Origin of the sequence: Dysgonomonas sp. UBA7630, from assembly GCF_002483985.1 — a bacterium.
Taxonomy (GTDB): domain Bacteria; phylum Bacteroidota; class Bacteroidia; order Bacteroidales; family Dysgonomonadaceae; genus Dysgonomonas.
Genome location: NZ_DLIY01000020.1, coordinates 22,258 through 47,583, shown reverse-complemented (window position 1 = coordinate 47,583; position 25,326 = coordinate 22,258). Strand labels below are relative to the sequence as shown.

The following is a 25,326-nucleotide window of genomic DNA, read 5'->3' as shown; positions in this document are numbered from 1 at the left end:
CACACAATAGTAGAATTTTGCCAATAATGTGGCATAAATATATATTTTCCTGTTTATAGAGATAGGAAAATGATGAAATATCAGGAAGGAGTTATTTAGGGTGTTCTGGGCATTTGTAACCCCCAATATCCGAGTAAGTCTCCTTATTTATTACCGACCTTACAGATTTAAATTTCCGCTTGTGAAAGTGGATTTTGGATAGCGCGGTTATTGGGTATAACTCCTTTCAGATATTATTATAATCCCAAAATATCTAAAAGTTATACTTGATACGGAAAGAAAGTTCCTATATATCTTTTCTGTGCAAAAATCACGATCCATATATTTTTAGACTTTTACCAATTGAATATTAAATATTTATCAAATAAAGATAAAATATCACTAACATCCGTGTTAATACTAAAAAAAATAGGCCATCCTTTACAAGACAGCCTTAAAATTTATATTTTGTATTTGTTTACTTCTCTCCTTCGAGCATAGAATCTCTATAGCCTAAGAAATACAAGATACCATCCAGACCTACATTGGATAAGGATTGTTTCGCATTTGCTTTCACTTTTGGTTTAGCATGAAAAGCAATACCTAGCCCTGCAATATTCAGCATAGGAAGGTCATTCGCTCCATCTCCGACAGCTACCGTCTGACGAATATCAACCTTTTCTACCTGTGCCAACAAACGAAGCAACTCGGCTTTACGCTTACCATCCACTATATCGCCTACATAATTGCCAGTCAATTTACCGTCTTCAATCTCCAATTCATTTGCATAAACATAGTCGAAACCATACTTGTCTTTCAAGTAATTTCCAAAATAAGTAAATCCGCCGGATAATATAGCCAGCTTACATCCGCTCTTCTTCAATATGCGGATAAGGCGTGTCATTCCTTCCGTTACAGGCAAATTCTCTGCAATATCCTGCATAACAGACTCATCCAAACCTTTCAACAAACTAACACGCTTCTTGAAGCTTTCACTAAAATCGATTTCTCCTCGCATAGCAGCTTCTGTAATGGCTTTTACTTCATCTCCCACTCCTGCACGTTCGGCAAGTTCATCAATAACTTCAGTCTGAATCAATGTAGAGTCCATATCGAAACAAACAAGACGACGCATACGGCGATACATATTTTCTACCTGAAAAGCGATATCGATACCCATATCATCGGCCAGTTTCATAAAATCATGTTTCAGGGCATCTACATCATCTACAGTTCCTCTGATCGACAATTCAATACATGAACGGCTTGGACGCTCCGAAGCAGCCAATGGAACACGACCTGTCAGACGTATTATCTTTTCGATATTTAATTTATGCTTCTGACTTACTTGTGCTACAGCTGAAATATGAGAAGGGTCTAAAACACGCCCCAGAACTGTAACTATATATCTATTCTTTGTTCCCTGAAGATTCACCCAGCGGGTATAATTGTCCTTACTGATGGGTGAGAATCGGATAATAACGCCCAACTCTGTAGCTTTAAAAAGCAAATCTTTTATAACGTCTCCGGCATTCGTTGCTTCAAACATAATTGCCAAAGAAAGAGAATGATGTATATTAGCCTGCCCTATATCAAGTATATTGGCATTGTGATCTGCTAAAACCGCAGTTAAGGCTGCAGTAACCCCAGGCTTATCCTCTCCTGACAAGCTCGCCAGGATTATTTCAGATTCTTTCATATATAAATATTAAGCTATGCATTAAAACTTATTTGGTAAAGAATTTAATTCTCTCCAAGCAATTTTTTCTCAGCAGATATTACTTTTTCAAATTCGAATTGATCTACAATCTGCTGCTTGAGTATATCAATACGACCATTGCACAGGTTACCAATACTACCTTCGTGCGTATGATGTACTTCTTTATTGTGACTAAAATTCCCTTTTTCTATTTCCAACCCAACTTGCTTATAAGCATCACGGAAAGGAACTCCCTCAAGAACCAGTCTGTTAACTTCTTCGACACTGAATATCAAAAGATATTTAGGGTCATCGAGTATATGTTCGTTTATCTTCACTTCACCCATCATTTGTGCAACCATATGCAAACAATCATTCATTTCTTCGAATGAAGGAATAAATAATTCTTTAATTATTTGCAAATCTCTGAAATATCCGGATGGAAGATTATTGGCGATCAACGTTATATTGCTGGGTAAGCCTTGCAGCTTATTACATTTTGCGCGTGTAAGCTCAAATACATCAGGATTCTTTTTGTGAGGCATTATGCTCGATCCTGTAGTATATTCGTCAGGCAATTTAATAAATCCAAAATTTTGACTGTTGTATAAGCATGCATCATACGACAATTTAGATAATGTTGCTGCAATGTTAGCTATAGCAAAAGCGACTACACGCTCCATCTTACCACGTCCCATCTGTGCATAAACAACGTTATAATTCATGGAGTCAAAGCCTAACAGATCGGTTGTCATCTGACGATTCAGGGGAAATGAGGATCCATATCCTGCCGCCGATCCGAGTGGATTCCGATTGCATATTCGATATGCAGCCAAGAGTAACTGAAGATCATCTACAAGACTTTCGGCATAAGAACCAAACCATAGTCCAAAAGATGAAGGCATAGCTATCTGCAAGTGCGTATAGCCGGGCATGAGGATGTTTTTATACTTCTCACTTTGCACCAAAAGAACATCGACCAGTTTCGTAACCGAATTTACGAGAGAATGAATCTGATCGCGGGTAAAAAGTTTCAGATCAATCAGTACCTGATCGTTACGGGAACGACCACTATGGATCTTTTTACCAACATCTCCCAGCTTTCGGGTAAGCATTAGTTCTACCTGAGAATGCACATCTTCAATACCATCCTCTATTACGAATTCGCCGGAAACTGCCAATTTATATATTACCTTCAGCTCTTTGATTAAAACAGCCAATTCTTCTTTTGTCAACAACCCAACAGACTCTAACATGGTGATGTGAGCCATAGAGCCTAAAACATCATAAGGAGCAAGATATACATCCAACTCCCTGTCTCGTCCAACGGTATAAGACTCTACATCTTTATTTACTTGAACGCTTTTTTCCCAAAGTTTCATTGGCTATTCCTCTATTCTTCCTTTATTCAAAATATCAGCATAAGGTAAAGCAGAAAGGCTTTCGGCTACCTTATCTAATCCTGCCTGCAATGGCTTAGAAACCATAGGCTTCAAGAAAGGATTCAAATCAGCTTTAATAGTAAGCTTCATCTTAGTTTCGTCATCAGCCGAGGATTTTAATTGTATCCACATTGTGACATCAAAAGGTAATTGCTCTGCCTGAAATTTTATTGTTTTATTGGGGTCACGTTCAACCACAACGAAACGTATTTTCCCTACCGGATCAACAGTTACGGTACAAGAATCCTGATCAAAAGATAAATCTTTGACCATATTCTGAGGTATCTTATCTTTAGCCAGTTCCAGATTGTTCAAATCGGAAAGCACTGTATATATATCCGCATCAGAATGCGGAATAGTTTTTACTTCACTTACAAATTCAGCCATTATATATTATGGATTATTTCCAATCTGCCGGAGACTTTCTCCATTCCTGCAATGTATCCAGATCAGACTCGGCGATATATTCTATGCGTAAAGCCTCTTTTAGGACAGCATCGTAATCGGTAAGAGTAATTAGCTTTACATCAGCTTTTTTGAAATTTTCTGTTGCAACAGGAAAACCATATGTAAAATTAGCAACCATTCCAATTACCTCAGAGCTATCGCGACGAATCGCCTCTACTGCTTTAAGACTACTCGATCCTGTAGATATAAGATCCTCTACTACTACAACTTTACTCCCTGGTTTCAACTCACCCTCTATCAGATTCTCCAATCCGTGATCTTTAGGCGTGGCCCGTATGTAAACAAACGGTAAGCCTAATGCATCAGCGACTAAAACTCCGGGTGCAATGGCTCCGGTAGCAACTCCAGCTATGGCATCAGCCTCCTGAAAATTTTCGAGAATAAGACGAGATAATTCGGTTTTAATAAAAGTACGTATGCGAGGATACGATATCAGCTTACGATTATCACAATAAATAGGTGATTTCCATCCTGACGCCCACGTAAAAGGGTTTGAAGGTTGCAGTTTAATAGCCCTAATACTAAGTAATTTTTCAGCGGTCAGTTTCTCTAAAGTGTCCATTTTTGTTTGATATAAATAACAACAATCAATATTATTCGGTTACAAATATACAATTAATAGAAATAACAAAAGAAATTATACCATAAAGAAAATATGAAATAAAAATAAAGAACGTTTTATAACGCAAAAAGGAGCTACTTAATGACAGTAACTCCTTTTGTATAGAAAGTCGTATTGGTGGATATACCGAAACTCCGTAAAACAGGATTTGAGTGCTTCGATCCCTTTGTAATCCACCGCGCTAAGCAACCCGAAGGTGTGGCCCGCCATTAGAATCAAAAGCTTGTCTCGGTCATTTTTTAATTGATGAGCTTCCCAATCGACCAACACGACTTAAATCTTTATATCAAATATATGAATATTTATCCTTCACTCCAAATAAAACCTCAATATTTTACTTGTTTTTGCTTCGTACTACAGCCACAACCAGAACATCCGCAGCTACCTTTTTGCTCATTCTTAGAAAAAAAGAATCCGTAAATTTTAAACAATACAAGCAAGGCAACAGATAGGCCTATAATACCAACAATAATTTCTTGAAACATATATTTATCCTCCGTTTCTGGAAACAAAGTTACATAAGATAAAAGAAAGAAGACGTTAAAGAGAGGTTAAAAGACATAAAAAAGGATGTAAAGACAGAAGAAGACATTCAATTTCTTCACATCAGATTAACGGAATAAAAACAAGCCCTAAAAAAGTACTATACATAATACTTCTTTAGGGCTGCTAATTCAATTTACAAATTGAGAGTTATTTTGCTCCTCTCTTAAATGTAAATACGTTATTTCCAAATGAACCTTGTGCAACAGATATTGCAAACGTAACAGTATAAGCATCATCACAAGCACTATATTTTCCAGAGACTGGTTCATAAGCATAATTGGTATAAGTTAGATCCCATTCGGCTAGGTTATCAGCTAAAACTACCTTTGGTCCGGTTATACTAAAATTACTTGGATTAACATTTAGTGTTATTCTGTTTCCATTTCCTGTAAGTCCTTCAGCCTGAGGATATCCTTCGATGTAAATCTTATATGGGTCATTGGCATCAGCAACCATTGTTACACTACCAGCTACTCCCCAGTCGTCAGACTTAAATTCAAATGAACCTAGTAACATTACCGGATCAAAGTAACAGACAACAGCAATAGGAAATGTCGCAACCGAACGAGTCACTACTCCTCCTTTAGTTGTAAGAATATACAAATTGAAAGTCTCACCTAATTTATAATCGCTCACAGGCATTTTCAGGGCATTAAGCACTTCTGTTGCTGTAACTTTTACTCCAGTAGATGGAATAGAAACCTCTTTTAAGATAGCACTTTTATCTCCATGGGTCACTTCTATTTCAGCTTTATCAATTTTTTCTCCTTCCGGTAAAGATAAATCAAACTGAACGTAACTTTTTTCAAGATTATCAGTAAAATAACCAGGGGAAGGCTCAGATAATACTGGTACAACATATGTACCTCTTTCCTCTACTAAATTATCGTTATGATCTTTGCAACTTGTAACTAATAATAAAACAGTCACTATTGCATAAATATATATTTTCATAATCAATCTAATTAATTTAAATTACGCATTTAACGGGAGCCTCCAGCCCACCATACATTTTCCGTATAGACATAACTTCCGTCTCCGTAAGCTTCTGCAACATTTTTATTAGTCGTCACATCCTCAGCCCCGTAAGTAAATCTAAGAGGGAAATTTTTTGTATTAGCCAATGGTATAAAATCACCTTCTCCCATTGCTTTTAGACGTCTAATATCATTATAAGTTTCAAGTGATTCGCCTTCAAATAATCCTAGATATTTTTGCATCATAATCTCTTTTAATGCATCTGCCGGATTTTTAAGTTTTGGTTCAATAGAAGCTGTATAATAATCAGTTGCATCTTCAGCGTCAATTCCAACATTTGTAAAGGCTGTAATTACAGCATTCTTTAAATGAATTTTTGCATTTATAAGATCTTCTTTACGCGCGTAAGCTTCTGCTTTTAGGAATTCAAGTTCATGATAACTCATCAAATAAATTGGAGCTGTAGGAGTAGATGTAGAGAGAGCTGAAACACCATATGATCCCTGCACCTGATTAGGGTTACCATTCGGAGCAAAAATTAATTCACTTGTACCCGGATAAGGTTTAAAGAACTTTCCATCACGTGGGTCATTTTTTGCAACAAGCTTATCATGTAAGCTTTGACTTGCCCCCATAGCTTTTCTATCTGTTAGAAAGATACTAAATGGATTTTTAATAGTTCCACATTTAAATAAAGCCTCTTCTCCTTTTGCCGTAAAAGATTTATTTGCTGCATCAATTACAGCGTCATAATCAGGTTTAACTTTCGACAAACGCATTGCTAGACGTGCCTTTAATCCGTAAGCAAATTTAACCCAATTACTTGCTACACCCTTATAAATAGGATCCTGAGTTCCAATAACCGGAACACTTGATGTTTTTTCAAGGTTAGCTATACCATCAGTTATTAATTTATTTATAACCTCATACAAACTTTGTTGTTTGTCTAGAACTGGAGTCCAAATAACACCTGGCTGTAATGCTTCCGTCCAAGGCACATCACCCATTAAATCTGTTAATGTAACCAAATTATAGGCACTTAAAACCTGTGCTATCCCTAAAACTGCTGTATCACTTTCTTCAGAGCCTCCAGGCGAACATTTCTCTATAACTTTCTTCAAGTTCAACAAATTAGAATAGACATTATTCCAGCTATTATTATAGGTAGTTGCACTTGTTGGTTCACCAATTCTAATCTCAGCATTATACATTTGGCCATGCACTCCTACATTATATTCGACATATACTGAAGCGTAAAATGAGAAGTCAGAGCCTATTACACTAAAAGATGTATTATTAATTACATCCGTAATTATAAATTTTGAAGCCATATCGGCAGGGTGATTTTTGTCCTCGTTAATATCTTGCATGATACTTTCGGTACAAGAAAACAACCCCAATGACATCAATAATATAAGTAAAAAATTTCTATTTTTCATATCTTATCTATCTTTAGAAATTTACATTAACACTAAAACCAAAGCTAGTAGTTTGGGGTAACGAGAAGCGTTCAAATGCACCCATCATATTGTTGTTACCTTGTGAACTTTCAGGATCTGCATTCGGTAATTCTGTCCAAAGCAAAATATTACGAGCAAAAGCAGAAAGAGCAACATCAGCTTTCGAGAATACTGATTTAGGAAGAGCATATCTTAGAGAAATCTCCCTTAATTTTAAAAATGAGTTACCATATATAAATGATTCATCAATATTGGAAAGTACATCAGAATATAAAGTTTGATAAGCATTCTTATCATTAGCGCCACCTCTAACAATATCATTAGGAGTTCCGTCTGCTTTATAGCCTTTGAAAATAAAAGTAGAAGTTCTATCTTCAGTTCTCTTAGAAACACCATATGTATCCATCAAACCATTCATACCTGAATACATTTGACCACCATTTTTCCATTCGAACACTACTCCTAACGAAATAGACTTATAGGTCAACGTTGTTCCTCCACCCAAAATAAAATCAGGAGAAACCTTTCCTATTACTCCAGGTTCCCCAGCCATCGGCATACCGTAAGTAACACTATTTGGATCTTCGTCCACTAATATACGTCCTTCTTTATCTTTTTTATATTGAACTCCATAAATAACAGGATATGTAGAGTTTATACCTGCACGAACCTGAGGTGTTACAAATCCTCCAAGCATAATAGATTCAACACCTTCACGCAATGAAACTACTTTATTATCCAATTTCGAATAATTCAGATTTATATCCCAACGGAAATCTTTCATGAGTATTGGAGTTACATTTAACATAAGCTCATGAGAAGTAGATTTCATCTGTCCACCATTAGTTATAAGTGATGATGCACCTGTAGACCCAGGAAGAGGAACCGGAAAAATCTGATCCACAGTATTTTGGTTAGCAAAAGTATAATCAAGACTTATTCTATCTTGAAGGAAATTCAATTGCAAACCTATTTCCCATGATTTTGTATTTTGCGGTTTCAGATTAGGGTCATACAAATTAGGATACTGCGCATAACCACTTACATTATCTACAGGATAAACAATAGGTTGTCCTTGCCAAAATCCACCGCCATAAGTAGGACGGTAGTAATAATTATTCATATATCTAGAGCTTGCCTGACCTACTTCTGCATAAGAACCTCTAATTTTTCCAAAGCTAAGTACATTTTGGTTCTTGAAAGGTTCTAGTTCTGTAAACACAAATCCTAACGATACAGACGGATAGAAAAATGTTCTATTTTTGGGAGGCATAGTAGAGGCGATATCCTGACGAGCAGTTGCATTAAAATACAACATATTCAGATAAGAAAGTGACATACTTCCAAAAAAGCCCACTGTACGCTCCTGACTTTGTCCTTCACTTGCAGTAACTGTATTAGCATTCCCAATATGATTCCAACCACCAAAATTAAAGTTTTCACCATATTCGCTATAAGACTTATTATTAGTATGATTTAATTCATTCCCCGCTATAAAGTTAAAGTCTAAATCATTTGAAATTTTCCAATCATAAACTGCGGTAAACAAAGAGTTATAAGTAAATTGAGTTATACCATAATTATCTATTGTACCTGTTTTACCAGCATGACCATAACCAAAGACATCTTGATAATGAGTGGTATAAGTATCCGCACCCAATTGATATTTAAGGGTAATCTTATGATCATCAGCTAATTTAGTTTCATATTGACCAAATAAATTTCCAAAGAAACGATTTGTATTTTCCGAAAACGTATTATTATGTTGTATCCAATAAGGGTTATCAAAAGTTAAGCTGCGATAATAAACTTGTTTGTACGGATCACTTGCTGTACGATAAGGCATTCCTTTAAGATTATAACTGGCAGGTGCGCCCATTACTCCCGCTAAGGAACCATCATTTGCACCAGATAATTTATCTACACTATTTTTAGAGAAATTAGCAGAAAAACCTACTGTAAAATGATCATTCAATTTTTTATCTCCATTAGCTTTCGCATTCCATTTCTCTAGACCTGTTTTCAATGCTATACCAGATTGATCTGTATAAGAAATACCAACAGCAAAAGTCCCAGTATTTTCAGCTCGGCTAACTAGAACCGATGTTGTAGACTGAACACCTGTTCTGAAATAGTCATTCCAGTTATCATAAACTCCAGGTGTTACCCAAGCATCTTCAGGTGCATATCCGCCCTCTATTAATTGAGGAACTTGATATTTTCCATCATGTCCTTTACCATTACCACCATAAAGAGGGTCATTAGGTAAATCTGAGATTTTAGGCCCCCATGCCATAGATGCATGAGAATTATCATTTGACTTGCTCGAAGCATATACGCCTCTCATCCCTTGAGCCCAAGTTGTTTGATAATCAGGAGTACGAGATACAACATCAAAAGCAACAGTTTGCGTTAAGCTTATATTTGTTTTACCAATTGTTTTACCTTTTCCACTTTTAGTTGTGATAATCACAGCACCGTTAGATGCGCGAAGTCCGTAAAGAGCTGCAGCGGCTTGACCTCTCAATATATTAACAGACTCAATATCATTAGGGTCGATATCCAACGCTCTATTTGCAACGTCTGAACCACTAACACTATTACCGGTATCGTAATAAGATGTACTTGCAATCGGCATACCATCAACAACATAAAGCGGAGTATTATCACCATCAAAAGAACGAGCTCCACGGATAACGACTTGAGATGATGCTCCAGGCATACCACTAGAGTTTTTCAAATCTACACCTACAACCTTACCCTGTAGAGATTTAGTTAAGTCTGTATTACCCGTCATATTCAGCTTGTCGGATTTTACATCTTGAGTAGCATAGCCTAACGCTTTCTTATCTCTTGTAATACCTAATGCCGTAACAACAACATCACCCAAAATATGTTCATCGTTCTCCATAACGACTCTCATATTTTGAGAAACCTTAACTTCCACTGTTTTCATTCCGATAAGAGAAAATACTAATGTATTTTTACCCTCAGGTACATTTATCGAAAAATTACCATCCAAATCAGTCGAAACACCAACGGTAGTCCCTTTTACTACGACTGAAGCACTAATAACTGGCTCTCCTACATTGTCCACGACAACACCGGTTACGCGAGTTGTTTGTGCTGTAATAAATCCTATGCTTATAAATAAGCAGGATAGAATTAACATCACTCTTTTCATCATACAAACACTACTTTAATTTCTAAATTAAAACTTCATCCCGATGCTAACACTTTGATGCAATATCAGACTTTTTAGCATCAGTTTGTTTTTTGATATACAAAATTAGGCAATTTTCACGAAAAAACAAATCTTAGATTAAATTATACAAATTTTGTCATTTTGAAAGAACAAACATAATTAAATGCAGATTTACAAACATATACAAGTAACACTAATGTTAAATACATTACATATTGAAACCATCCAGAAGCCATACACAAAAAAAACACTCAAAAAACACCCGCTTTATTCTTTTGAAAAAGCAGATATTTAACATTTAATTATAACTTTTTCAAAAAAAAGAAAAGGGCAGCCAAAACCGCCCTTTACATATTATAATTATTACAATAAGAAACAATAAAATAAAAAAGAAAGAAAATAAGAGAAAATCAGAACAAACATCCAAGTTGATACACTACAAAAGAAATAAGCCAAGCTAGTAAAGTTGTGTAAACAATACTAAAAACACCCCATTTCCAAGAGCCGGATTCTTCTTTTATAGCAGCAATAGTTGCGACACATGGAAAGTAAATCAGCACAAAAAGCAGCAAACTGACAACTACCAACGGAGTAAATGTTGTGCTTCCATCTACTTGCTTATCTGCTAAAAGACGAACCTCCAGCGATTCCTGATCTTCAGAACTCCCCGTATATAATACACCTAAAGTGCTCACCACAACCTCCTTGGCCGCCATACCCGAAAGAAGACTAACACTTATCTTCCAATCAAAACCGAGAGGCCTCATCACAGGCTCGATAGCTTTACCTACACGACCAATATACGACTCTTCTTGATGTTCTGTATTTCTGCCCTCTTCTATTTCTTCGATTTGAGCACTCTTTTCTTCATCACCCAACCCTTCTTGCTGCTCAACCTGAGTTATCATATTATCATATTTCAACTCCCGTTCTTTGTCTCGTGGAAAATAACCCAAAAACCAGATGATAATAGATGCAACCAAAATAACACCTCCCATTTTTCGCAAATACTGCTGAGATTTATCCCACATATGTATAGTCACCGACTTAATTGTAGGCATACGGTAAGGAGGTAATTCCATTACAAATGGTGTATCTTCCTTCGGAAAAAGAAAACGCTTAAATAAGCGGGCAGAAATCACAGCCAATAGAATCCCGGTAAAATACAAGCCAAATAAGGCAAAGCTTGCATACGACTTAAAGAAAACTCCTACAAACAACAAATACACAGGCAATCGCGCGCTACAAGACATAAACGGATTTACCAACATGGTTATCATACGACTATTACGGCTTTCGATAGTTCTTGTAGCAAGTATCGCAGGCACATTGCAACCAAACCCCATAACCAATGGAATAAAAGATTTTCCGTGCAATCCCATTTTATGCATCACCTTATCCATTATAAAAGCTGCCCGAGCCATATAGCCGGAGTCTTCCATAAAGGAAATAAAAGCATACAGGATCAATATATTAGGAAGAAAAACAATAACACCGCCAACACCGCCGATAATACCATCAACAATTAAGTCTTTAAGCATACCGTCAACCATATTTCCTCTGATAAAATTACCGAGTACTGCCACCCCGTTTTCAATCCACTCCATAGGATATCCACCCAAACGGAATGTGCACTCAAACATCACCCACATAAAAAAGAAAAACACAGGGAATCCAATATACTTATTGGTAACCACGGCATCTATCATCCGGGTTACGTCCGACTCGAAAAGCTTTTCTTTGAGTGTCTGCTTCAATCCACCTGCCACAAAACCATATCGGGCATTCGTCAGAACAGATTCAGTATGTTCTTTTAGGGTATCTTCTATATATTTAACCTCACTGTCTCTCAGAGCATAGATATCCGCAGCATTCGACAATGAGCCGACATAGGCGTCTACATCCTTATCTTTTTCCAACAATTTTGTTGAAATATAACGGCGAGGGAAAATTAACGGTGTTTCTTTTTCCTTTTCAAGAAGTATATTGAGTTTGCTTATTGCATTTTCTACAACATTACCATAATATATATGTACACGTCGAACGATAGGTTCTTTCTCCTCATAGACACGTATCACCGCATCGAACAGATCACCTATACCTACTCCCGTTTTAGCAACTGTAGGAACAATAGGGATACCGATCATCTGAGACAGGCTCTGATAATCAAATTCGCTACCCGTTTCTAATAGTTCGTCATACATATTAAGAGCGATCACCGTAGACACCTCCATATCGATAAGTTCGGTAGTCAAATACAGGTTTCTCTCAAGATTGGAAGCAGCGACAATATTAATAACCACATCGGGTTTATCTTCTACAATATGTCGTCTTACAAACAATTCTTCGGGAGTATATGCCGAAAGCGAATAAGTTCCGGGCAAGTCTACAACCTTAAAAGTATAGCCTCCATGTTTAAACTTCCCTTCTTTCGAATCGACTGTTACTCCACCATAGTTGCCTACATGCTCGTGAGCTCCCGAAGCAATATTAAAGAGAGAGGTTTTTCCGGCATTAGGATTACCCACCAATGCTACCCTTATTACTTTTTTCGAATCGGAATTCGGTTTTCGCAATGAGGCTACGACATCTTCCGTGGTGGAATAATAATCTAAAGATCCATCCGTCAGAGAGTGTGACAAATTCTCATCCCTTACTTTATGTGGTTCTGGATATATAACTTCAATTAGAGCGGCTTCACTTCTTCGGAGCGAAACCTCATAATCCATTATTTTATATTTAATCGGGTCTTTGAGGGGAGCATTTAATATCACCTTTATGGTTTTCCCTTTTATAAAACCCATTTCGAGAATACGTTTACGAAAAGCACCACTTCCATTTACGCGTACAATGATACCTTTCTGTCCCGTTTTCAAATCAGATAAAAGCATACTAAAAATCTTTCACTTAATTAGAGATACAAAGATGGGTATTTTTTATATAAAAAGAGAAGGAAAAATGACTTTATTTAGAATGAGTATAAAAAAGAATCTTTACCGAACAAGAAAACAAGCCTCACCAACACAAGCAAGAGCAACAATCACCGCAAGTCACATCGCAATGAAAATCACCTGATTAAACAAAAAAGGAAAAAGATAAACCAATGCTCAAGAGGAGCGTAATCAATGACAAAACCCCAAACCTACTTTCACAAGCAGATAATGAGATAAAAACACTTGTTAGTTTAAAGATAAGAGTCATTGCAGGATAATAAATGCCCAATAAATCCTTCGTCACTCCTCTCTTGCATTGGAATATATTGTATAAAGTACTTTAAAGATCAGAATATAAAGGAAACACTTATTAGCATAATTCATTACTAATCTACAACAAATTTATTAAAAAACTGGCTTTTTATATTTAGCAGTAAATTATGTATAGCTCTTTTTTATTTACATAGATGGCATTTGTACTATTCCACAGCCTTCTAGGAGTTTGTAATAAAGCTCTCCCTTTTAATTTTCACAAAAGTAAAGTAATTTTTATATTCTGCAAAAAGAATAAGCCCATTTTATAAAATTTGAATACAGAATGAGTTAATCTATTTCACTATATTTGCACTCTATTTTAATAATAGCGCTGTGATTTATCCGGAAAACTTTGAATATAAAATAGGATTTGATAAAATCCGCCAACTACTCATAGCAAAATGCTTAAGTCCACTGGGGGAAGAAAAGGTTACCAATCTGGCCTTCTCTTCTGATTATACACATATATCAGAATCGTTGTCTCAAACCGAGGAATTTATGCGCATCATAAACGAAGAAGACAACTTCCCTACAAATTATTTTCTTGACGTGAGGCATGCTCTACGCAACATACGAGTAGAAGGTACATGGATAGACGAAGCAGCCTTATTTGATTTACGAAGATCGTTACAAACAATACGGGACATTGTTCTTTTCCTAAAAAAGGAGGAGGAAGAAAATACCCCTTACCCATACTTGTATGCATTGGCAGGAGAAGTTGCCATATTTCCCCAGCTAATAAGCAAGATTGATAATATTCTGGATAAGTTTGGGCGCATAAAGGATAATGCATCCGCTGAGCTAAGCCGCATACGGAAAGATATAGCACATGTTTCGAGCGGTATATCACGAAGCCTTAATGCAATTTTACGCACGGCTCAGAACGAAGGGCTTGTAGAAAAAGACGTAACTCCCACCATGCGTGACGGACGTCTTGTAATACCTGTAGCACCGGCATTTAAGCGGAAGATAAAAGGGATTGTACATGATGAGTCAGCTTCGGGCAAAACTGTATTTATAGAACCTGCCGAAGTAGTAGAAGCCAACAACCGCATAAGAGAGCTGGAAAGTGAAGAACGCAGAGAGATTATAAAAATACTGGTGTCATTCACCGATGTACTTCGCCCGCTGGTAGCAGACATATTGCAGTCGTATGAATTTCTGGCTACAATCGATTTTATAAGAGCCAAAGCTACATTTGCCATCGATCTGGATGCTATAAAACCAAGCTTAGAAGACAAGCAAATTATAAGATGGTACAGAGCGAAGCACCCTCTGCTATTTATTTCTCACAGAAAACAGAATAAGCAAATTGTACCTCTCGATATAGAGCTAGAGGAAGACAATCGCATTCTTATTATTTCGGGGCCAAATGCAGGAGGAAAATCCGTTTGCCTAAAAACAGTGGGACTACTTCAATATATGGTACAATGCGGGATACCGATACCTTTAGCAGAAAATTCGAAAGTAGGAATATTCAACAATATATTTATAGATATAGGTGACGAACAGTCTATCGAAAATGATCTGAGCACATACAGCTCGCACCTAACCAATATGAAGTTCTTTGTAAGAAACTGCGATGAAAAGACAATCTTACTCATAGATGAATTTGGAGGTGGAACCGAACCGCAAATAGGCGGTGCAATAGCAGAATCTCTGCTTAAGCGCTTTAATGAAAAAGAGTCTTTTGGTGTAATCACAACTCACTACCAAAACCTCAAACATTATGCAAATGAACACAAAGGTGTTATCAATGGGGCAATGCTATACGATCGCCACTTGATGCAACCGCTGTTCACTTTATCTATTGGCAACCCCGGAAGCTCTTTTGCGATAGAAATAGCCCGAAAAATAGGTTTGCCGGAAGATGTAATTGCCGATGCTTCTGAAATAGTAGGCAGTGACTACATCAATATGGACAAATACCTGCAAGATATTGTAAGAGATAAACGCTATTGGGAAACTAAACGCCAAAGCATCCGTCAGAAAGAAAAACGGCTCGAAGAGATTACCACAACATACGAAACAGATCTGCTGAGTGTAGAAAAACAACGAAAAGAGATACTCCGTCAGGCTAAAGCCGATGCAGAACGGGTCTTATCGGAGGCCAATGCCAAAATAGAGAATACGATACGTACAATTCGAGAATCGCAGGCCGAGAAGGAAAAAACAAAGCAAGCCCGATTGACTCTTAACGAATTCAAATCGTCATTAGAAGACGAAAAAAATTTCTCGGATGATAAGATCGCTAAGAAAATAGAGAAGTTAAAAGAGAAAGAAAAAAATAAAAAGAAAAAAAGCGAACAACCCAAAGAGATTAAAGAACAAATAATCGCTATTGGAGACAATGTACGCATCAAAGGGCAAACTTCAATCGGACAAGTACTTGATATACAAAAAGGAAGTGCTACGGTTGCATTTGGCATGATCAAGTCGACCGTCAAACTCGAAACACTTGAATACATAAGTAAAAATCAGGTAAAACGTGAAACCCGCAGTACTACAATCAGCGTAGCAGCCAGCGACGATCTCCGAGAGAAGAAACTCAACTTCAAGCAAGATATAGATGTGAGAGGTATGCGTGGCGATGAGGCATTGCAAGCTGTCATGTATTTTGTAGACGATGCAGTACTCGTAGGGGTCTCACGAATACGAATATTGCACGGAACGGGAACGGGAGCACTAAGACAGATGATACGAGACTATCTCCGTACGGCTCAAGGTGTACGAAATTTTCAGGATGAGCATGTACAATTTGGAGGTACAGGAATTACTGTAGTAGACCTTGAATAATTAAACAGAAAAGCAAAAGGATAAAGAGATGGCAAAAACTGCAATTTTGATAGGAAGTACCGGATTGACGGGGTCTCATCTGATGAAAATACTATTAAATAGTGACATCTACGATAAAACGATATGTTTTGTACGTCGCGAGACTAAAATATCGCACCCCAAACTGGTTCAGCATATCGTAGACTTCGACGACGTAGACTCGTATAAGGATTACATGGAAGGAAACGATATGTTTTGCTGTTTGGGAACTACCATCAAAAAAGCCGGAAGCCAAGAAGCATTCAAAAAAGTAGACCTTACCTACCCTCTTCAGTTTGCAAAGGTAGCTGCGGTAAATGGAATAAAGCAATTTTCGATAATATCAGCCATTGGTGCTAATCCGGAATCGAGCAACTTCTATTTACGGATAAAAGGCAAGTGCGAAGAAGAGCTAAGGAAATTGCCGTTCCAGTCTATATCTATATTCAGACCATCGTTATTGGAAGGTAACAGGAAAGAATTTCGGCTTGGAGAAAAAGCACTGAGTTTTGCCATGAAAATATTCTCCATATTTCTTACAGGCAAATTAAAAAAATACCGTCCTATCAAAGCGAAGGATGTAGCTGAAGCCATGTATAGAGTTGCTCAACAGAATACAGTAGGGCTTCATGTATACCGTTCGGACGAAATAACAGATATTGCGAAATAAGTTTTCACTTCTGCATATCTTAACACCTAAGTAGTATGAAAAAGGTTCTACTATTCTGCTTACTCTCATTCTCTTTTCTTCACCTTTTTGGACAGGATGTTTCTTACACAAAAAGCGACATTGCCGGACGATGGGTAGAAGTAAAAGAAACAGACAAGCCGGGGCAATATTCAGAGTCGGAATATTCTTATATATACATATTCAAGGATGATTATACTTTTCATTTAGGAGAATCGATGGACGGAGTCATTCTTTTCAATATTACAGGAAAATATTTGATTGAGAAAAACAGCATAGACATTACTTATTTTGAATTCCCACAAAACAGCAATACTAAAAAACTCACACCAAAAAAATTGTCGTTACAAATACGATCCATCAAAAACGGAATAATGAGACTATCCGTTTCCGATTACGATTTTTCTTATCCTCTTATACTGAAAAGGCAAAAGCAGAACGAATAAAGCGGCTTTAATATTCCCAAACAATAATTTACAAAAAAATACGTTTACTATAAGCAAAGAGGCCAAAAAAATAGAATACAATTAAATAAAACAAAAACAAAGCTATACATTTCATTCATTTGCAGATATTATTATATCTTTGCACAGCAAACAGGCATAAACTATACAAAACGTTCTCCAAATGATAATGACGAAAAAACTACTTTTCATTTTTCCCTTAATATGTACTATTATAGGATTAAGCAGCTGCAACGGTGACACCCCCGATAAACCCGGACCCAATAACGAAACAATTCCCCCATCCGAACTTACCAAGGATGATTTGTTGGGCACATGGGAAATATATAACTCGGAGAAACAAGTAATTAAAGTCAAAGAAGATGGGTCCGAATCGGCATATCCAAATTTCAGATCAGTAGATTATGACGGATTTATAAACAAATTCTATATAGACTCGAAAGGCGTTTATACATTCGAAAACTCAAATGTACTGGATGAACTTATAGATAAAGGTAGTTATGATGTAAAAGATGGTCTGATCACCATGAACGTTACACGACATAACGGAAGAGATACTTCTTTTGTAAATACCGAAACAATCTCTATATTTTATAAAAACAAGGAGGCTTTTACTGTATTCAAACACTTTACGGTAGATGGCTATAAGATCAAAGACGGCAGATCGATGAGAAATATAGAAAAAGCGCCTAATATACATCCCAATATGGAGAAAGTAGATGTTAAGGGCAAATATAGCAGCCTGCTCGGAAAATGGGAAGTATATGATTATCAGTTATTGGCTAATGGCGTATACGACGCTACTTATTCGAAAGAAACGCTGGCTAAGCTGAAAGGCAACACATACACCTTCAAAGACGAGGGAAATGGAAAGACATCGGTAAATATAGATTTCCGTGATCCGGATAATGATGGAGTACAAATCACAGGTAAATATCCCGTAAAAATCGTTGACGATATTGTTTATTACTTTGTAGACAATGCTGTTGATACACTAGGAAATTATGTCCCCACAGCACCTTTCCTTTGGGTTACGGACTGGAAAAAAAGAACGGATTCGTCTACGAATAAAGAATTTGATTCTTTTATTAGCTTCAACAAATTCAGGACAGATGCCAGACCTGACATAATATATGAAATGAGAAGGTTCCTCAGAAGGATAGACTAGAAAGCATCATACACATACATACACAAATTATAGAAGAACAGGCAAACTTACAGTCCTGTTCTTTTATATTTTAGAGACCTGTCTCCTCCTTGCTTAAAAACTAAAGAGTCGACAGTTAAAGTGTATATATCAAGCTTATTATCGAATACAGAATCTTTATACAACATCAGTGTAAAATTATGTATTATAAAGGTATAGTCCGACTTTACAAGTCCGACAATTTCCTGCGTACACTTATTTCCATTAAAGTATAAATATACATCTTGCTGATTCAGGTCTAGGTTTGCCGAATCGTTTCTTTTCGATTCCACAGCCACAAGCTGCCATTTTCCTTGTATCATCTGGTTATTTACCTCATCGCTATTGTAGGGCTTGCAACTAACCAAGAATAGGAAAGCAAAAATAAAACCGACAAGGCTTATCAATCTAACAGACATTCGTTCCATGTTTACCACAAAAAAACAAATTATTTTTCATTAACGAGACATTCGCTCCATAAAAAGTCAGAATATTCTTATTGCTTTTACAAAATCCTGCTATATTTGTTCAACTGATTTTATTTATCTTATTTAAATACCTTTAAGCACAAGTTACGTATGAAAACAATAGGGAATATAATATGGTTGATTTGCGGAGGCTTTATGATAGCCATCGAATACTTCATTTCCGGATTTGTTATGCTATTGACCGTCATCGGCATTCCCTTCGGACTACAAGCTTTCAAGCTGGGAATACTTGCAATATGGCCATTCGGGAGCCATGTTGAATCGAAAGACTCTGCTCCGGGCTGCCTCAATCTGGTGATGAATATTATATGGATCATAATCGGAGGATTCTGGATTGCCCTTACACACTTGTTCTGGGGAGTTCTTCTCTGTATCACAATAATAGGTATTCCTTTTGGAAAACAGCATTTTAAACTGATACATTTGGCTCTTGTACCTTTTGGAAAAGAGATCAGATAAACCAATCGTCAAAACAGCTCTATCCCATCCCGATAAGTCTTAAATTTCAGCTCGGGCAATAATTCTTTTCTCATACGACGGGTATCACCGTAGTATGAAACCATCCCTATTTTGACAAAGTCTACTGTGAGAGGGCTCTGTGTGCCAAACAAAGATGAATACAGCTCAAACCCTTTTGCAGCAGCCATTATCATCCACACAGGCATACGCCAAGGCTTGTGATTCCCTTTATAAGCAGTAATTTCGTCCAAGAATTGCTGTAAGGTTNNTTTGCACTCCTTCGTCACCAATGTGATATATTCCGTTGATACCAGGCCTCAATGCTGCGGCAATCGTGGCGTCTGCAAAATCCACTTTCGAAATAAGATGAATATATGTAGGTTTCCGCCACACGCCCAAAAGCCAATGTCGAGCAAACCACTGTGCAGCATCTATCATCAGTATCCCTTTGCCGTAGACCATTCCTACCCGCAGAGAAACAGCCTCTATACTATATTTCTCACCATAGCTGAACAAGAGTTTTTCTTCTTCGAGGCGGGTACGGGCATGCATCGATTCAGGATTTCCATTCAAGTGCCCTGTTGCGGGATTGTTGGGAGTACATTCTCCTTCAATATGCGGAAAACTAATCAATATTATACGTTTCACCTTCTGCTGTATAGCTGCATCGAGTAAGTTTTTAAAGTATAGAGTGTTTGTAGTTGGCAAAAACTTTTCGGGTTTAGCCTTAAACAAAACCCCTGCAAAATGTACAACCACATCAACTCCGGCTAATGCGTCTCCCAATGTTTTGGGGCTTGCCAGATCAACCCGAAACACAGATACATTGTTCTTACCTTTCAGATTCTCGGCTACATCTTTTTTGTGTATCAGCAAATTCAGGTGTACATTTTCTTTGTGTTGAAGTTCCTGAGCTAAGAGCCCTCCTAAGTTTCCGGCAGCCCCGGTGATAGCAATTTTCTTCATTGTGCAATTTTTGTTCGAAATATAAATATATGAAATATTTCCCCATGTTACAGAAACATGTAAAGCCATCTACACAAAAAAAGAGATAACCATACGATTATCTCTTTCTCTATATTGTAAAACAAACGGAGTTAAGCCTTTGCTGCATTTGCTTTAGCCTTTGCTTCTATTTCCGACAATTCATTCGCGAGTTTTCCTGCCACTTCGCCAGTAACTTCATTTATTTTTTGTTTTCCTTTTCTTACTTCTTGTCTTGCTTTCACACCTACACGCAAAGCCTTGCTTTTGCCTACAGCCAACCCATAGTCTAAGTCTGACTTCGCTTTATCCGTAGCGCTGTTTACTCTTGTGCGTAATTCTTCTCTTGTTTCCTCATCGGATAGTTTCAATGCTGCATATACACCTAGTGCACCTACAGCTAAACCTAAAATAAATCCCTTCATAATGTGCTGTAATTTATGTGTTATATAATTCTATTATTAACAAATATAAGATATTTATAATGATAACAATCAATTAAATGCATTTGTTTACTTTAAATAACTTGTATATTCCTTTTTTAGTATAGTTAAACACAATGAATAAAGCCTGATTTTTGAATTAAGAAAGTTTATAATGCAAAACCATTTTATATAGATTCTGATTATTTTTTCCTACCTTCAACCCCTCTAAAGCCGTATATTGATGAAACATTTACTTTTTTGTTTTTCCTTCTTAACTATCTTGATGGCATGCAGCACTCAACCTACATTGGAGGGGCGTTGGGCTGTAGAAATGGAACACAACCGTGACACTGCCATTATAGTAAACGGAGATACCATCGTAGCTCCGGAGTTGAAGATAGACCGAGATTCTATGTATCTGGAAATAAAAACGAATGGTCTTGTCAGCAAAACAGAATGCCTAGGCTTTTATACGATCAACAACAATCTCATTACTGTTACGGATAGAATGGGAAAACAAAGGACAGAAACGTTTGTGCTAAAAGACGATGTCCTAACCATCTTAGATAAGGATGATCCCAATAAGATTATAATGAGGCTGGTTCGTATCAGAGAGAAAGAATCGGACTGACCAGTAAACCACATTCGGTAAAATCCTATTATCAATCATCTAAATCACTTTCCGTAATCGCAAACAAAGAAGAAAGTGTAATCGCCTACAGTTTTGGCATTCACCTCTAGCCATCTCAGTTTATCTTTGGATGTGACTGTTTTCTGAATCAGTTTACCTGACGAGTCATAATCTTCTACAGATAAGACTCTAAAGCGTCTGTTTGAACAATCGTACATACTATAATAAATACAATAACTGAAATCGTTCCATTTCTCCGCCTTTTCCGGCTTTTTCATCGCCACATACCTGTCTCTTATTTTATCCACATAGGCCTTACGAGCTTCGGTAGATGTGTATATTCGTTTTTCGTAGGCGTAAGACACTGCTCCGTCTTGTTTCAGATTGAGGGTATCTGTATAAATTTCCATATCTTCGGTTACGGCTACATTGTGCCAACCATAAATACCGGCTCCAACCTGACGGGAGGTCTGACAAGCCGAAAAAGACAATACGGCTATAATTGTGATTAATATATATTTCATCCTCATTTTTAATTTAATGCACATTAGTAATATTCTTTATAAAATAACAGAAGCCTATTTATAAATAGAAAATGTAAACTTACAAAATAAGCAGAAAGTAATGCCAGTCTTTGATCTAATTCTCTGATAAAATAGTTTTCAACATCAGGTTTACATATCATTTTTTATCTAATAATATTATTATCTTTGCTATGATAAGATAAGCGAAACGAAAACATTGCATTGACAAAACATCTTTGCTGAAAACTCTTTAGCGAATGTATGTATCCATACATTTCTTTGGATTTTTAATTTTATAAATTAATAATGAAATATATATCAATATTCTGCGGCTCGGCCTCAGGTTCAGATAAAATCTTTGCAGAACAAGCAACCCTACTCGGAAAAACAATCGCACAAAAAGGCTATGGCATCGTATATGGAGGTGCACACGTAGGGCTTATGGGATATGTAGCCAATGGCGCACTAAGCGAGGGTGGAGAAGTAATAGGTGTTATACCCGAATTTCTGAAAAGCAAGGAGTTGGAGCATACCAACCTGACAGAGATTCATATCGTAGAAACAATGCACCAGCGCAAAGCCTTAATGAACGAGATCAGCGATGGAGTTATAGCTTTACCGGGAGGATACGGAACCTTGGACGAATTATTTGAAATGCTTACTTGGGCTCAATTGGCATTACACAAAAAACCGATAGCAGTATTAAATACCAACGGATATTATGATCCGCTTATTACGATGTCGAAAACAATGATCAAAAATGGTTTCCTGAAAAATGAATATCTTGATCTTTTGTTGATAGATGGTAATATTGGCAGTTTGCTGAAAAAAATGGAAGATTATATACCTCCGGCCAATGACAAATGGTTTGAAGTGAAATAATCCTTCAATATTAATATACAAACTAAACAAAACACACCTTAGTATGAAAAAGTATTTATTCATTGCAGTGGCAATGCTGGGATCAGTTACAATTGTAAATGCCCAGACGGTAACAAAACGTATTGTAGAAAAGACAAACAAAGGAGACTCGAAAACGCATTACAATTATTTATTACTAGATGCTGTCAATTACAGTGATGCAGCATACTCCAGATATGAAAAATTGGTGCAAGATGTGTGGGATAAAAAATCGAATGCTAACCTCACGAAAAACAGAATAGAAACTCTGGAGGAAATCGATAAATACCTGACGACCGTAAAAGAGACTCCGATATACAAAGGGGGAGAGAGTTACCAACTGGCAGTACTGGCATACCTCAGTGCTGTAAAAGACAAGGTTATTGCTCTGGAACATTTGGGAACACTCGGCGATGATGCAAACACCGACGCTATAGTGTACAACAAAGCATCGGCTAAGTTTACAGATATATCGAACGAAGCTATTGACCTGAGAAACAATGTTAGAGATAAAAAAAGCGAATACGAAAAGACATTCTATATACAAAAATAAAACAATATAAATATGGCACTTACTGTTGGAGATAAAATACCTGAAATTTTAGGAATCGATCAGGACGGAAAAGAAGTAAAAGCATCCGACTATCAAGGGAGTAAGCTTGTATTATATTTCTATCCGAAAGACAATACCCCGGGCTGTACGGCTGAGGCTTGTAGTTTGCGAGATAACTTTTCGCAACTCAGAAAAGCCGGCTACCAAATACTGGGCGTTAGTGTCGACAACGAAAAATCGCATCAGAAGTTTATAGAAAAGCAACAATTGCCTTTTCCGCTGATTGCCGATACAGATAAAAAGCTTGTGGAGCAATTCGGTGTATGGGGTGAGAAAACACTTGCCGGACGTAAATACATGGGCACATTTCGCACTACATTCCTGATAAACGAATCGGGCATTATAGAGCAAATAATAACTCCGAAGGAAATAAAAACGAAAGAGCACGCTCAACAAATATTAGATCTAAATAAATAAAAGTTTTATATAATTATCAAAGAGAAATAATGGCAGAAGAAAAAGAAAAAAAAGCAGCCCCAAACACAGAGAAGCTGAAAGCTCTGCAAGCTGCAATGGACAAGATAGAGAAGAGCTACGGAAAAGGCTCGATAATGAAGATGGGCGATGATAAAATCGATGAGATAGCTGTTGTTTCTACAGGNNCTGCACTTGGTGTAGGTGGATATCCTCGCGGCAGGGTGATCGAAATATACGGTCCCGAATCGTCAGGTAAAACAACCCTGGCTATACATGCTATAGCCGAAGCGCAAAAAGCAGGAGGTATAGCAGCCTTTGTGGATGCTGAACATGCATTCGATCGTTTTTATGCCGAAAAACTTGGAGTTGACATCGAAAACCTATATATATCACAGCCCGACAGCGGTGAGCAGGCTCTCGAAATAGCAGAGCAATTGATTCGTTCTTCGGCTATCGATATCATTGTTATCGACTCGGTTGCCGCACTGACCCCTAAAGCAGAGCTAGAAGGCGAGATGGGCGATTCTAAAATGGGATTGCAGGCTCGTTTGATGTCGCAGGCTTTACGTAAGCTGACTGCTGCGATCAACAAAACAAACACCATCTGTATATTTATCAACCAGTTGCGCGACAAAATCGGTGTCATGTTCGGTTCGCCCGAAACAACTACCGGAGGTAACGCCCTGAAATACTATGCATCTGTACGCCTCGATATTCGCCGTATCGGACAATTGAAAGACGGAGATGAGGTAAGAGGTAGCCAGACACGCGTGAAGGTAGCAAAGAATAAAGTTGCGCCTCCTTTCCGTAAAGCTGAATTCGATATCATGTACGGTGAGGGTATCTCTCGTTCGGGAGAAATCATAGACCTTGGTGCAGAACTTGGTATCATCAAGAAAAGCGGTTCGTGGTACAGCTACAATGAGACCAAACTGGCACAAGGACGTGAGTCGGCAAAAGAAGTGATAAAAGACAATCCTGAGTTGGCAGAAGAGATAGCAGGCTTAATCTTCGAAGCATTGAAAGAAAAGCACTAATATAAGCAAAGCAATCTAGGAATAGCGAAGAGGCTGTTTGAAGAGTAAA

At 37.3% G+C, this 25,326-nt stretch carries 23 protein-coding genes; 10 read left to right on the top strand and 13 right to left on the bottom strand.

Features of this window, described 5'->3' with window-relative positions:
* Nucleotides 1-457: 457 nt before the first annotated feature.
* The 8 genes from serB to feoB form a co-directional block, all read right to left on the bottom strand.
* A complete protein-coding gene (gene serB, locus B3P17_RS08635; RefSeq protein ID WP_252636940.1) occupies nt 458-1,678 on the bottom strand; it encodes a phosphoserine phosphatase SerB in 1,221 nt (406 codons plus the stop codon).
* A gap of 44 nt (nt 1,679-1,722) precedes the next feature.
* A complete protein-coding gene (gene argH / locus B3P17_RS08630) occupies nt 1,723-3,060 on the bottom strand; it encodes an argininosuccinate lyase (protein WP_252636942.1) in 1,338 nt (445 codons plus the stop codon).
* A gap of 3 nt (nt 3,061-3,063) precedes the next feature.
* Nucleotides 3,064-3,507, bottom strand: coding sequence for an SRPBCC family protein (locus tag B3P17_RS08625; protein WP_135104921.1), 444 nt, complete (start codon nt 3,505-3,507; stop codon nt 3,064-3,066).
* Between the two features lie 13 nt (nt 3,508-3,520).
* On the bottom strand, nt 3,521-4,150 hold the full coding sequence (gene pyrE / locus B3P17_RS08620) for an orotate phosphoribosyltransferase (RefSeq protein ID WP_006843174.1): 630 nt from the start codon (nt 4,148-4,150) through the stop codon (nt 3,521-3,523).
* Nucleotides 4,151-4,903: 753 nt separating this feature from the next.
* Nucleotides 4,904-5,710 carry a hypothetical protein gene (locus B3P17_RS08615; protein WP_135104920.1) on the bottom strand — a complete coding sequence of 269 codons (807 nt, stop codon included), beginning with the start codon at nt 5,708-5,710 and terminating at the stop codon, nt 4,904-4,906.
* A gap of 29 nt (nt 5,711-5,739) precedes the next feature.
* Nucleotides 5,740-7,173, bottom strand: a complete 1,434-nt coding sequence (locus B3P17_RS08610; RefSeq protein ID WP_252636944.1) for a SusD/RagB family nutrient-binding outer membrane lipoprotein — start codon at nt 7,171-7,173, stop codon at nt 5,740-5,742.
* A 13-nt stretch (nt 7,174-7,186) separates the two neighbouring features.
* Nucleotides 7,187-10,381: a SusC/RagA family TonB-linked outer membrane protein gene (locus tag B3P17_RS08605; RefSeq protein WP_252636946.1), complete on the bottom strand. Its 3,195-nt coding sequence runs from the start codon at nt 10,379-10,381 to the stop codon at nt 7,187-7,189.
* A 428-nt stretch (nt 10,382-10,809) separates the two neighbouring features.
* Entirely contained in the window at nt 10,810-13,290 is a 2,481-nt protein-coding gene (feoB, locus tag B3P17_RS08600) for a ferrous iron transport protein B (RefSeq protein WP_291105095.1), read from the bottom strand.
* 690 nt (nt 13,291-13,980) lie between these two features.
* Between feoB and B3P17_RS08595 the strand changes: the two genes are divergently transcribed.
* The 4 genes from B3P17_RS08595 (at nt 13,981) to B3P17_RS08580 (ending at nt 18,781) form a co-directional block, all read left to right on the top strand.
* Nucleotides 13,981-16,443: an endonuclease MutS2 gene (locus tag B3P17_RS08595; protein WP_252636950.1), complete on the top strand. Its 2,463-nt coding sequence runs from the start codon at nt 13,981-13,983 to the stop codon at nt 16,441-16,443.
* Nucleotides 16,444-16,471: 28 nt separating this feature from the next.
* On the top strand, nt 16,472-17,131 hold the full coding sequence (locus B3P17_RS08590) for an oxidoreductase (protein ID WP_252636951.1): 660 nt from the start codon (nt 16,472-16,474) through the stop codon (nt 17,129-17,131).
* Between the two features lie 35 nt (nt 17,132-17,166).
* Nucleotides 17,167-17,595 (top strand): lipocalin family protein, encoded by a 429-nt coding sequence (locus tag B3P17_RS08585; protein ID WP_252636953.1) that lies wholly within the window; start codon nt 17,167-17,169, stop codon nt 17,593-17,595.
* A gap of 181 nt (nt 17,596-17,776) precedes the next feature.
* The gene (locus B3P17_RS08580; protein ID WP_252636955.1) at nt 17,777-18,781 is read left to right on the top strand and encodes a hypothetical protein; all 1,005 of its coding nucleotides are present in this window, start codon (nt 17,777-17,779) and stop codon (nt 18,779-18,781) included.
* Nucleotides 18,782-18,828: 47 nt separating this feature from the next.
* Here the strand turns inward: B3P17_RS08580 and B3P17_RS08575 are convergent, their stop codons facing one another.
* A complete protein-coding gene (locus B3P17_RS08575; RefSeq protein WP_252636957.1) occupies nt 18,829-19,218 on the bottom strand; it encodes a lipocalin family protein in 390 nt (129 codons plus the stop codon).
* A 159-nt stretch (nt 19,219-19,377) separates the two neighbouring features.
* Between B3P17_RS08575 and B3P17_RS08570 the strand changes: the two genes are divergently transcribed.
* Nucleotides 19,378-19,746: a YccF domain-containing protein gene (locus B3P17_RS08570; RefSeq protein WP_252636959.1), complete on the top strand. Its 369-nt coding sequence runs from the start codon at nt 19,378-19,380 to the stop codon at nt 19,744-19,746.
* Between the two features lie 8 nt (nt 19,747-19,754).
* Here the strand turns inward: B3P17_RS08570 and B3P17_RS08565 are convergent, their stop codons facing one another.
* The 3 genes from B3P17_RS08565 to B3P17_RS08555 form a co-directional block, all read right to left on the bottom strand.
* Nucleotides 19,755-19,997 (bottom strand): hypothetical protein, encoded by a 243-nt coding sequence (locus B3P17_RS08565; protein WP_291105087.1) that lies wholly within the window; start codon nt 19,995-19,997, stop codon nt 19,755-19,757.
* Nucleotides 19,975-20,712, bottom strand: coding sequence for an NAD-dependent epimerase/dehydratase family protein (locus B3P17_RS08560; protein WP_291105084.1), 738 nt, complete (start codon nt 20,710-20,712; stop codon nt 19,975-19,977). The genes B3P17_RS08565 and B3P17_RS08560 overlap by 23 nt, the downstream gene beginning before the upstream one ends.
* A gap of 131 nt (nt 20,713-20,843) precedes the next feature.
* Nucleotides 20,844-21,155 carry a hypothetical protein gene (locus B3P17_RS08555; protein WP_252636963.1) on the bottom strand — a complete coding sequence of 104 codons (312 nt, stop codon included), beginning with the start codon at nt 21,153-21,155 and terminating at the stop codon, nt 20,844-20,846.
* Nucleotides 21,156-21,396: 241 nt separating this feature from the next.
* Here B3P17_RS08555 and B3P17_RS08550 point away from each other — a divergent pair, with 241 nt between their 5' ends.
* On the top strand, nt 21,397-21,786 hold the full coding sequence (locus B3P17_RS08550) for a hypothetical protein (RefSeq protein ID WP_252636965.1): 390 nt from the start codon (nt 21,397-21,399) through the stop codon (nt 21,784-21,786).
* Nucleotides 21,787-21,830: 44 nt separating this feature from the next.
* Here B3P17_RS08550 and B3P17_RS08545 read toward each other — a convergent pair whose 3' ends face one another.
* Nucleotides 21,831-22,310, bottom strand: a complete 480-nt coding sequence (locus tag B3P17_RS08545; protein ID WP_252636967.1) for a surface-adhesin E family protein — start codon at nt 22,308-22,310, stop codon at nt 21,831-21,833.
* A 306-nt stretch (nt 22,311-22,616) separates the two neighbouring features.
* On the opposite strand from B3P17_RS08545, the gene B3P17_RS08540 reads away from it, so the two are divergent.
* The 4 genes from B3P17_RS08540 to recA are packed head-to-tail and all read left to right on the top strand — an operon-like array spanning nt 22,617 to nt 25,277.
* Nucleotides 22,617-23,192, top strand: coding sequence for a TIGR00730 family Rossman fold protein (locus B3P17_RS08540; protein ID WP_252636968.1), 576 nt, complete (start codon nt 22,617-22,619; stop codon nt 23,190-23,192).
* Nucleotides 23,193-23,235: 43 nt separating this feature from the next.
* Nucleotides 23,236-23,763 (top strand): hypothetical protein, encoded by a 528-nt coding sequence (locus B3P17_RS08535; protein WP_252636969.1) that lies wholly within the window; start codon nt 23,236-23,238, stop codon nt 23,761-23,763.
* 12 nt (nt 23,764-23,775) lie between these two features.
* Nucleotides 23,776-24,240 carry a thioredoxin-dependent thiol peroxidase gene (gene bcp / locus B3P17_RS08530; protein WP_135104903.1) on the top strand — a complete coding sequence of 155 codons (465 nt, stop codon included), beginning with the start codon at nt 23,776-23,778 and terminating at the stop codon, nt 24,238-24,240.
* 29 nt (nt 24,241-24,269) lie between these two features.
* On the top strand, nt 24,270-25,277 hold the full coding sequence (gene recA, locus B3P17_RS08525) for a recombinase RecA (protein ID WP_291105077.1): 1,008 nt from the start codon (nt 24,270-24,272) through the stop codon (nt 25,275-25,277).
* Nucleotides 25,278-25,326 lie beyond the last annotated feature (49 nt).

Coding starts and splice junctions, on each gene's coding strand:
- serB (WP_252636940.1), bottom strand. CDS start 1,678: ATGAAAGAATCTGAAATAATCCTGGCGAGCTTGTCAGGAGAGGATAAG.
- argH (WP_252636942.1), bottom strand. CDS start 3,060: ATGAAACTTTGGGAAAAAAGCGTTCAAGTAAATAAAGATGTAGAGTCT.
- B3P17_RS08625 (WP_135104921.1), bottom strand. CDS start 3,507: ATGGCTGAATTTGTAAGTGAAGTAAAAACTATTCCGCATTCTGATGCG.
- pyrE (WP_006843174.1), bottom strand. CDS start 4,150: ATGGACACTTTAGAGAAACTGACCGCTGAAAAATTACTTAGTATTAGG.
- B3P17_RS08615 (WP_135104920.1), bottom strand. CDS start 5,710: ATGAAAATATATATTTATGCAATAGTGACTGTTTTATTATTAGTTACA.
- B3P17_RS08610 (WP_252636944.1), bottom strand. CDS start 7,173: ATGAAAAATAGAAATTTTTTACTTATATTATTGATGTCATTGGGGTTG.
- B3P17_RS08605 (WP_252636946.1), bottom strand. CDS start 10,381: ATGATGAAAAGAGTGATGTTAATTCTATCCTGCTTATTTATAAGCATA.
- feoB (WP_291105095.1), bottom strand. CDS start 13,290: ATGCTTTTATCTGATTTGAAAACGGGACAGAAAGGTATCATTGTACGC.
- B3P17_RS08590 (WP_252636951.1), top strand. CDS start 16,472: ATGGCAAAAACTGCAATTTTGATAGGAAGTACCGGATTGACGGGGTCT.
- B3P17_RS08585 (WP_252636953.1), top strand. CDS start 17,167: ATGAAAAAGGTTCTACTATTCTGCTTACTCTCATTCTCTTTTCTTCAC.
- B3P17_RS08580 (WP_252636955.1), top strand. CDS start 17,777: ATGATAATGACGAAAAAACTACTTTTCATTTTTCCCTTAATATGTACT.
- B3P17_RS08575 (WP_252636957.1), bottom strand. CDS start 19,218: ATGTCTGTTAGATTGATAAGCCTTGTCGGTTTTATTTTTGCTTTCCTA.
- B3P17_RS08570 (WP_252636959.1), top strand. CDS start 19,378: ATGAAAACAATAGGGAATATAATATGGTTGATTTGCGGAGGCTTTATG.
- B3P17_RS08555 (WP_252636963.1), bottom strand. CDS start 21,155: ATGAAGGGATTTATTTTAGGTTTAGCTGTAGGTGCACTAGGTGTATAT.
- B3P17_RS08550 (WP_252636965.1), top strand. CDS start 21,397: ATGAAACATTTACTTTTTTGTTTTTCCTTCTTAACTATCTTGATGGCA.
- B3P17_RS08545 (WP_252636967.1), bottom strand. CDS start 22,310: ATGAAATATATATTAATCACAATTATAGCCGTATTGTCTTTTTCGGCT.
- B3P17_RS08540 (WP_252636968.1), top strand. CDS start 22,617: ATGAAATATATATCAATATTCTGCGGCTCGGCCTCAGGTTCAGATAAA.
- B3P17_RS08535 (WP_252636969.1), top strand. CDS start 23,236: ATGAAAAAGTATTTATTCATTGCAGTGGCAATGCTGGGATCAGTTACA.
- bcp (WP_135104903.1), top strand. CDS start 23,776: ATGGCACTTACTGTTGGAGATAAAATACCTGAAATTTTAGGAATCGAT.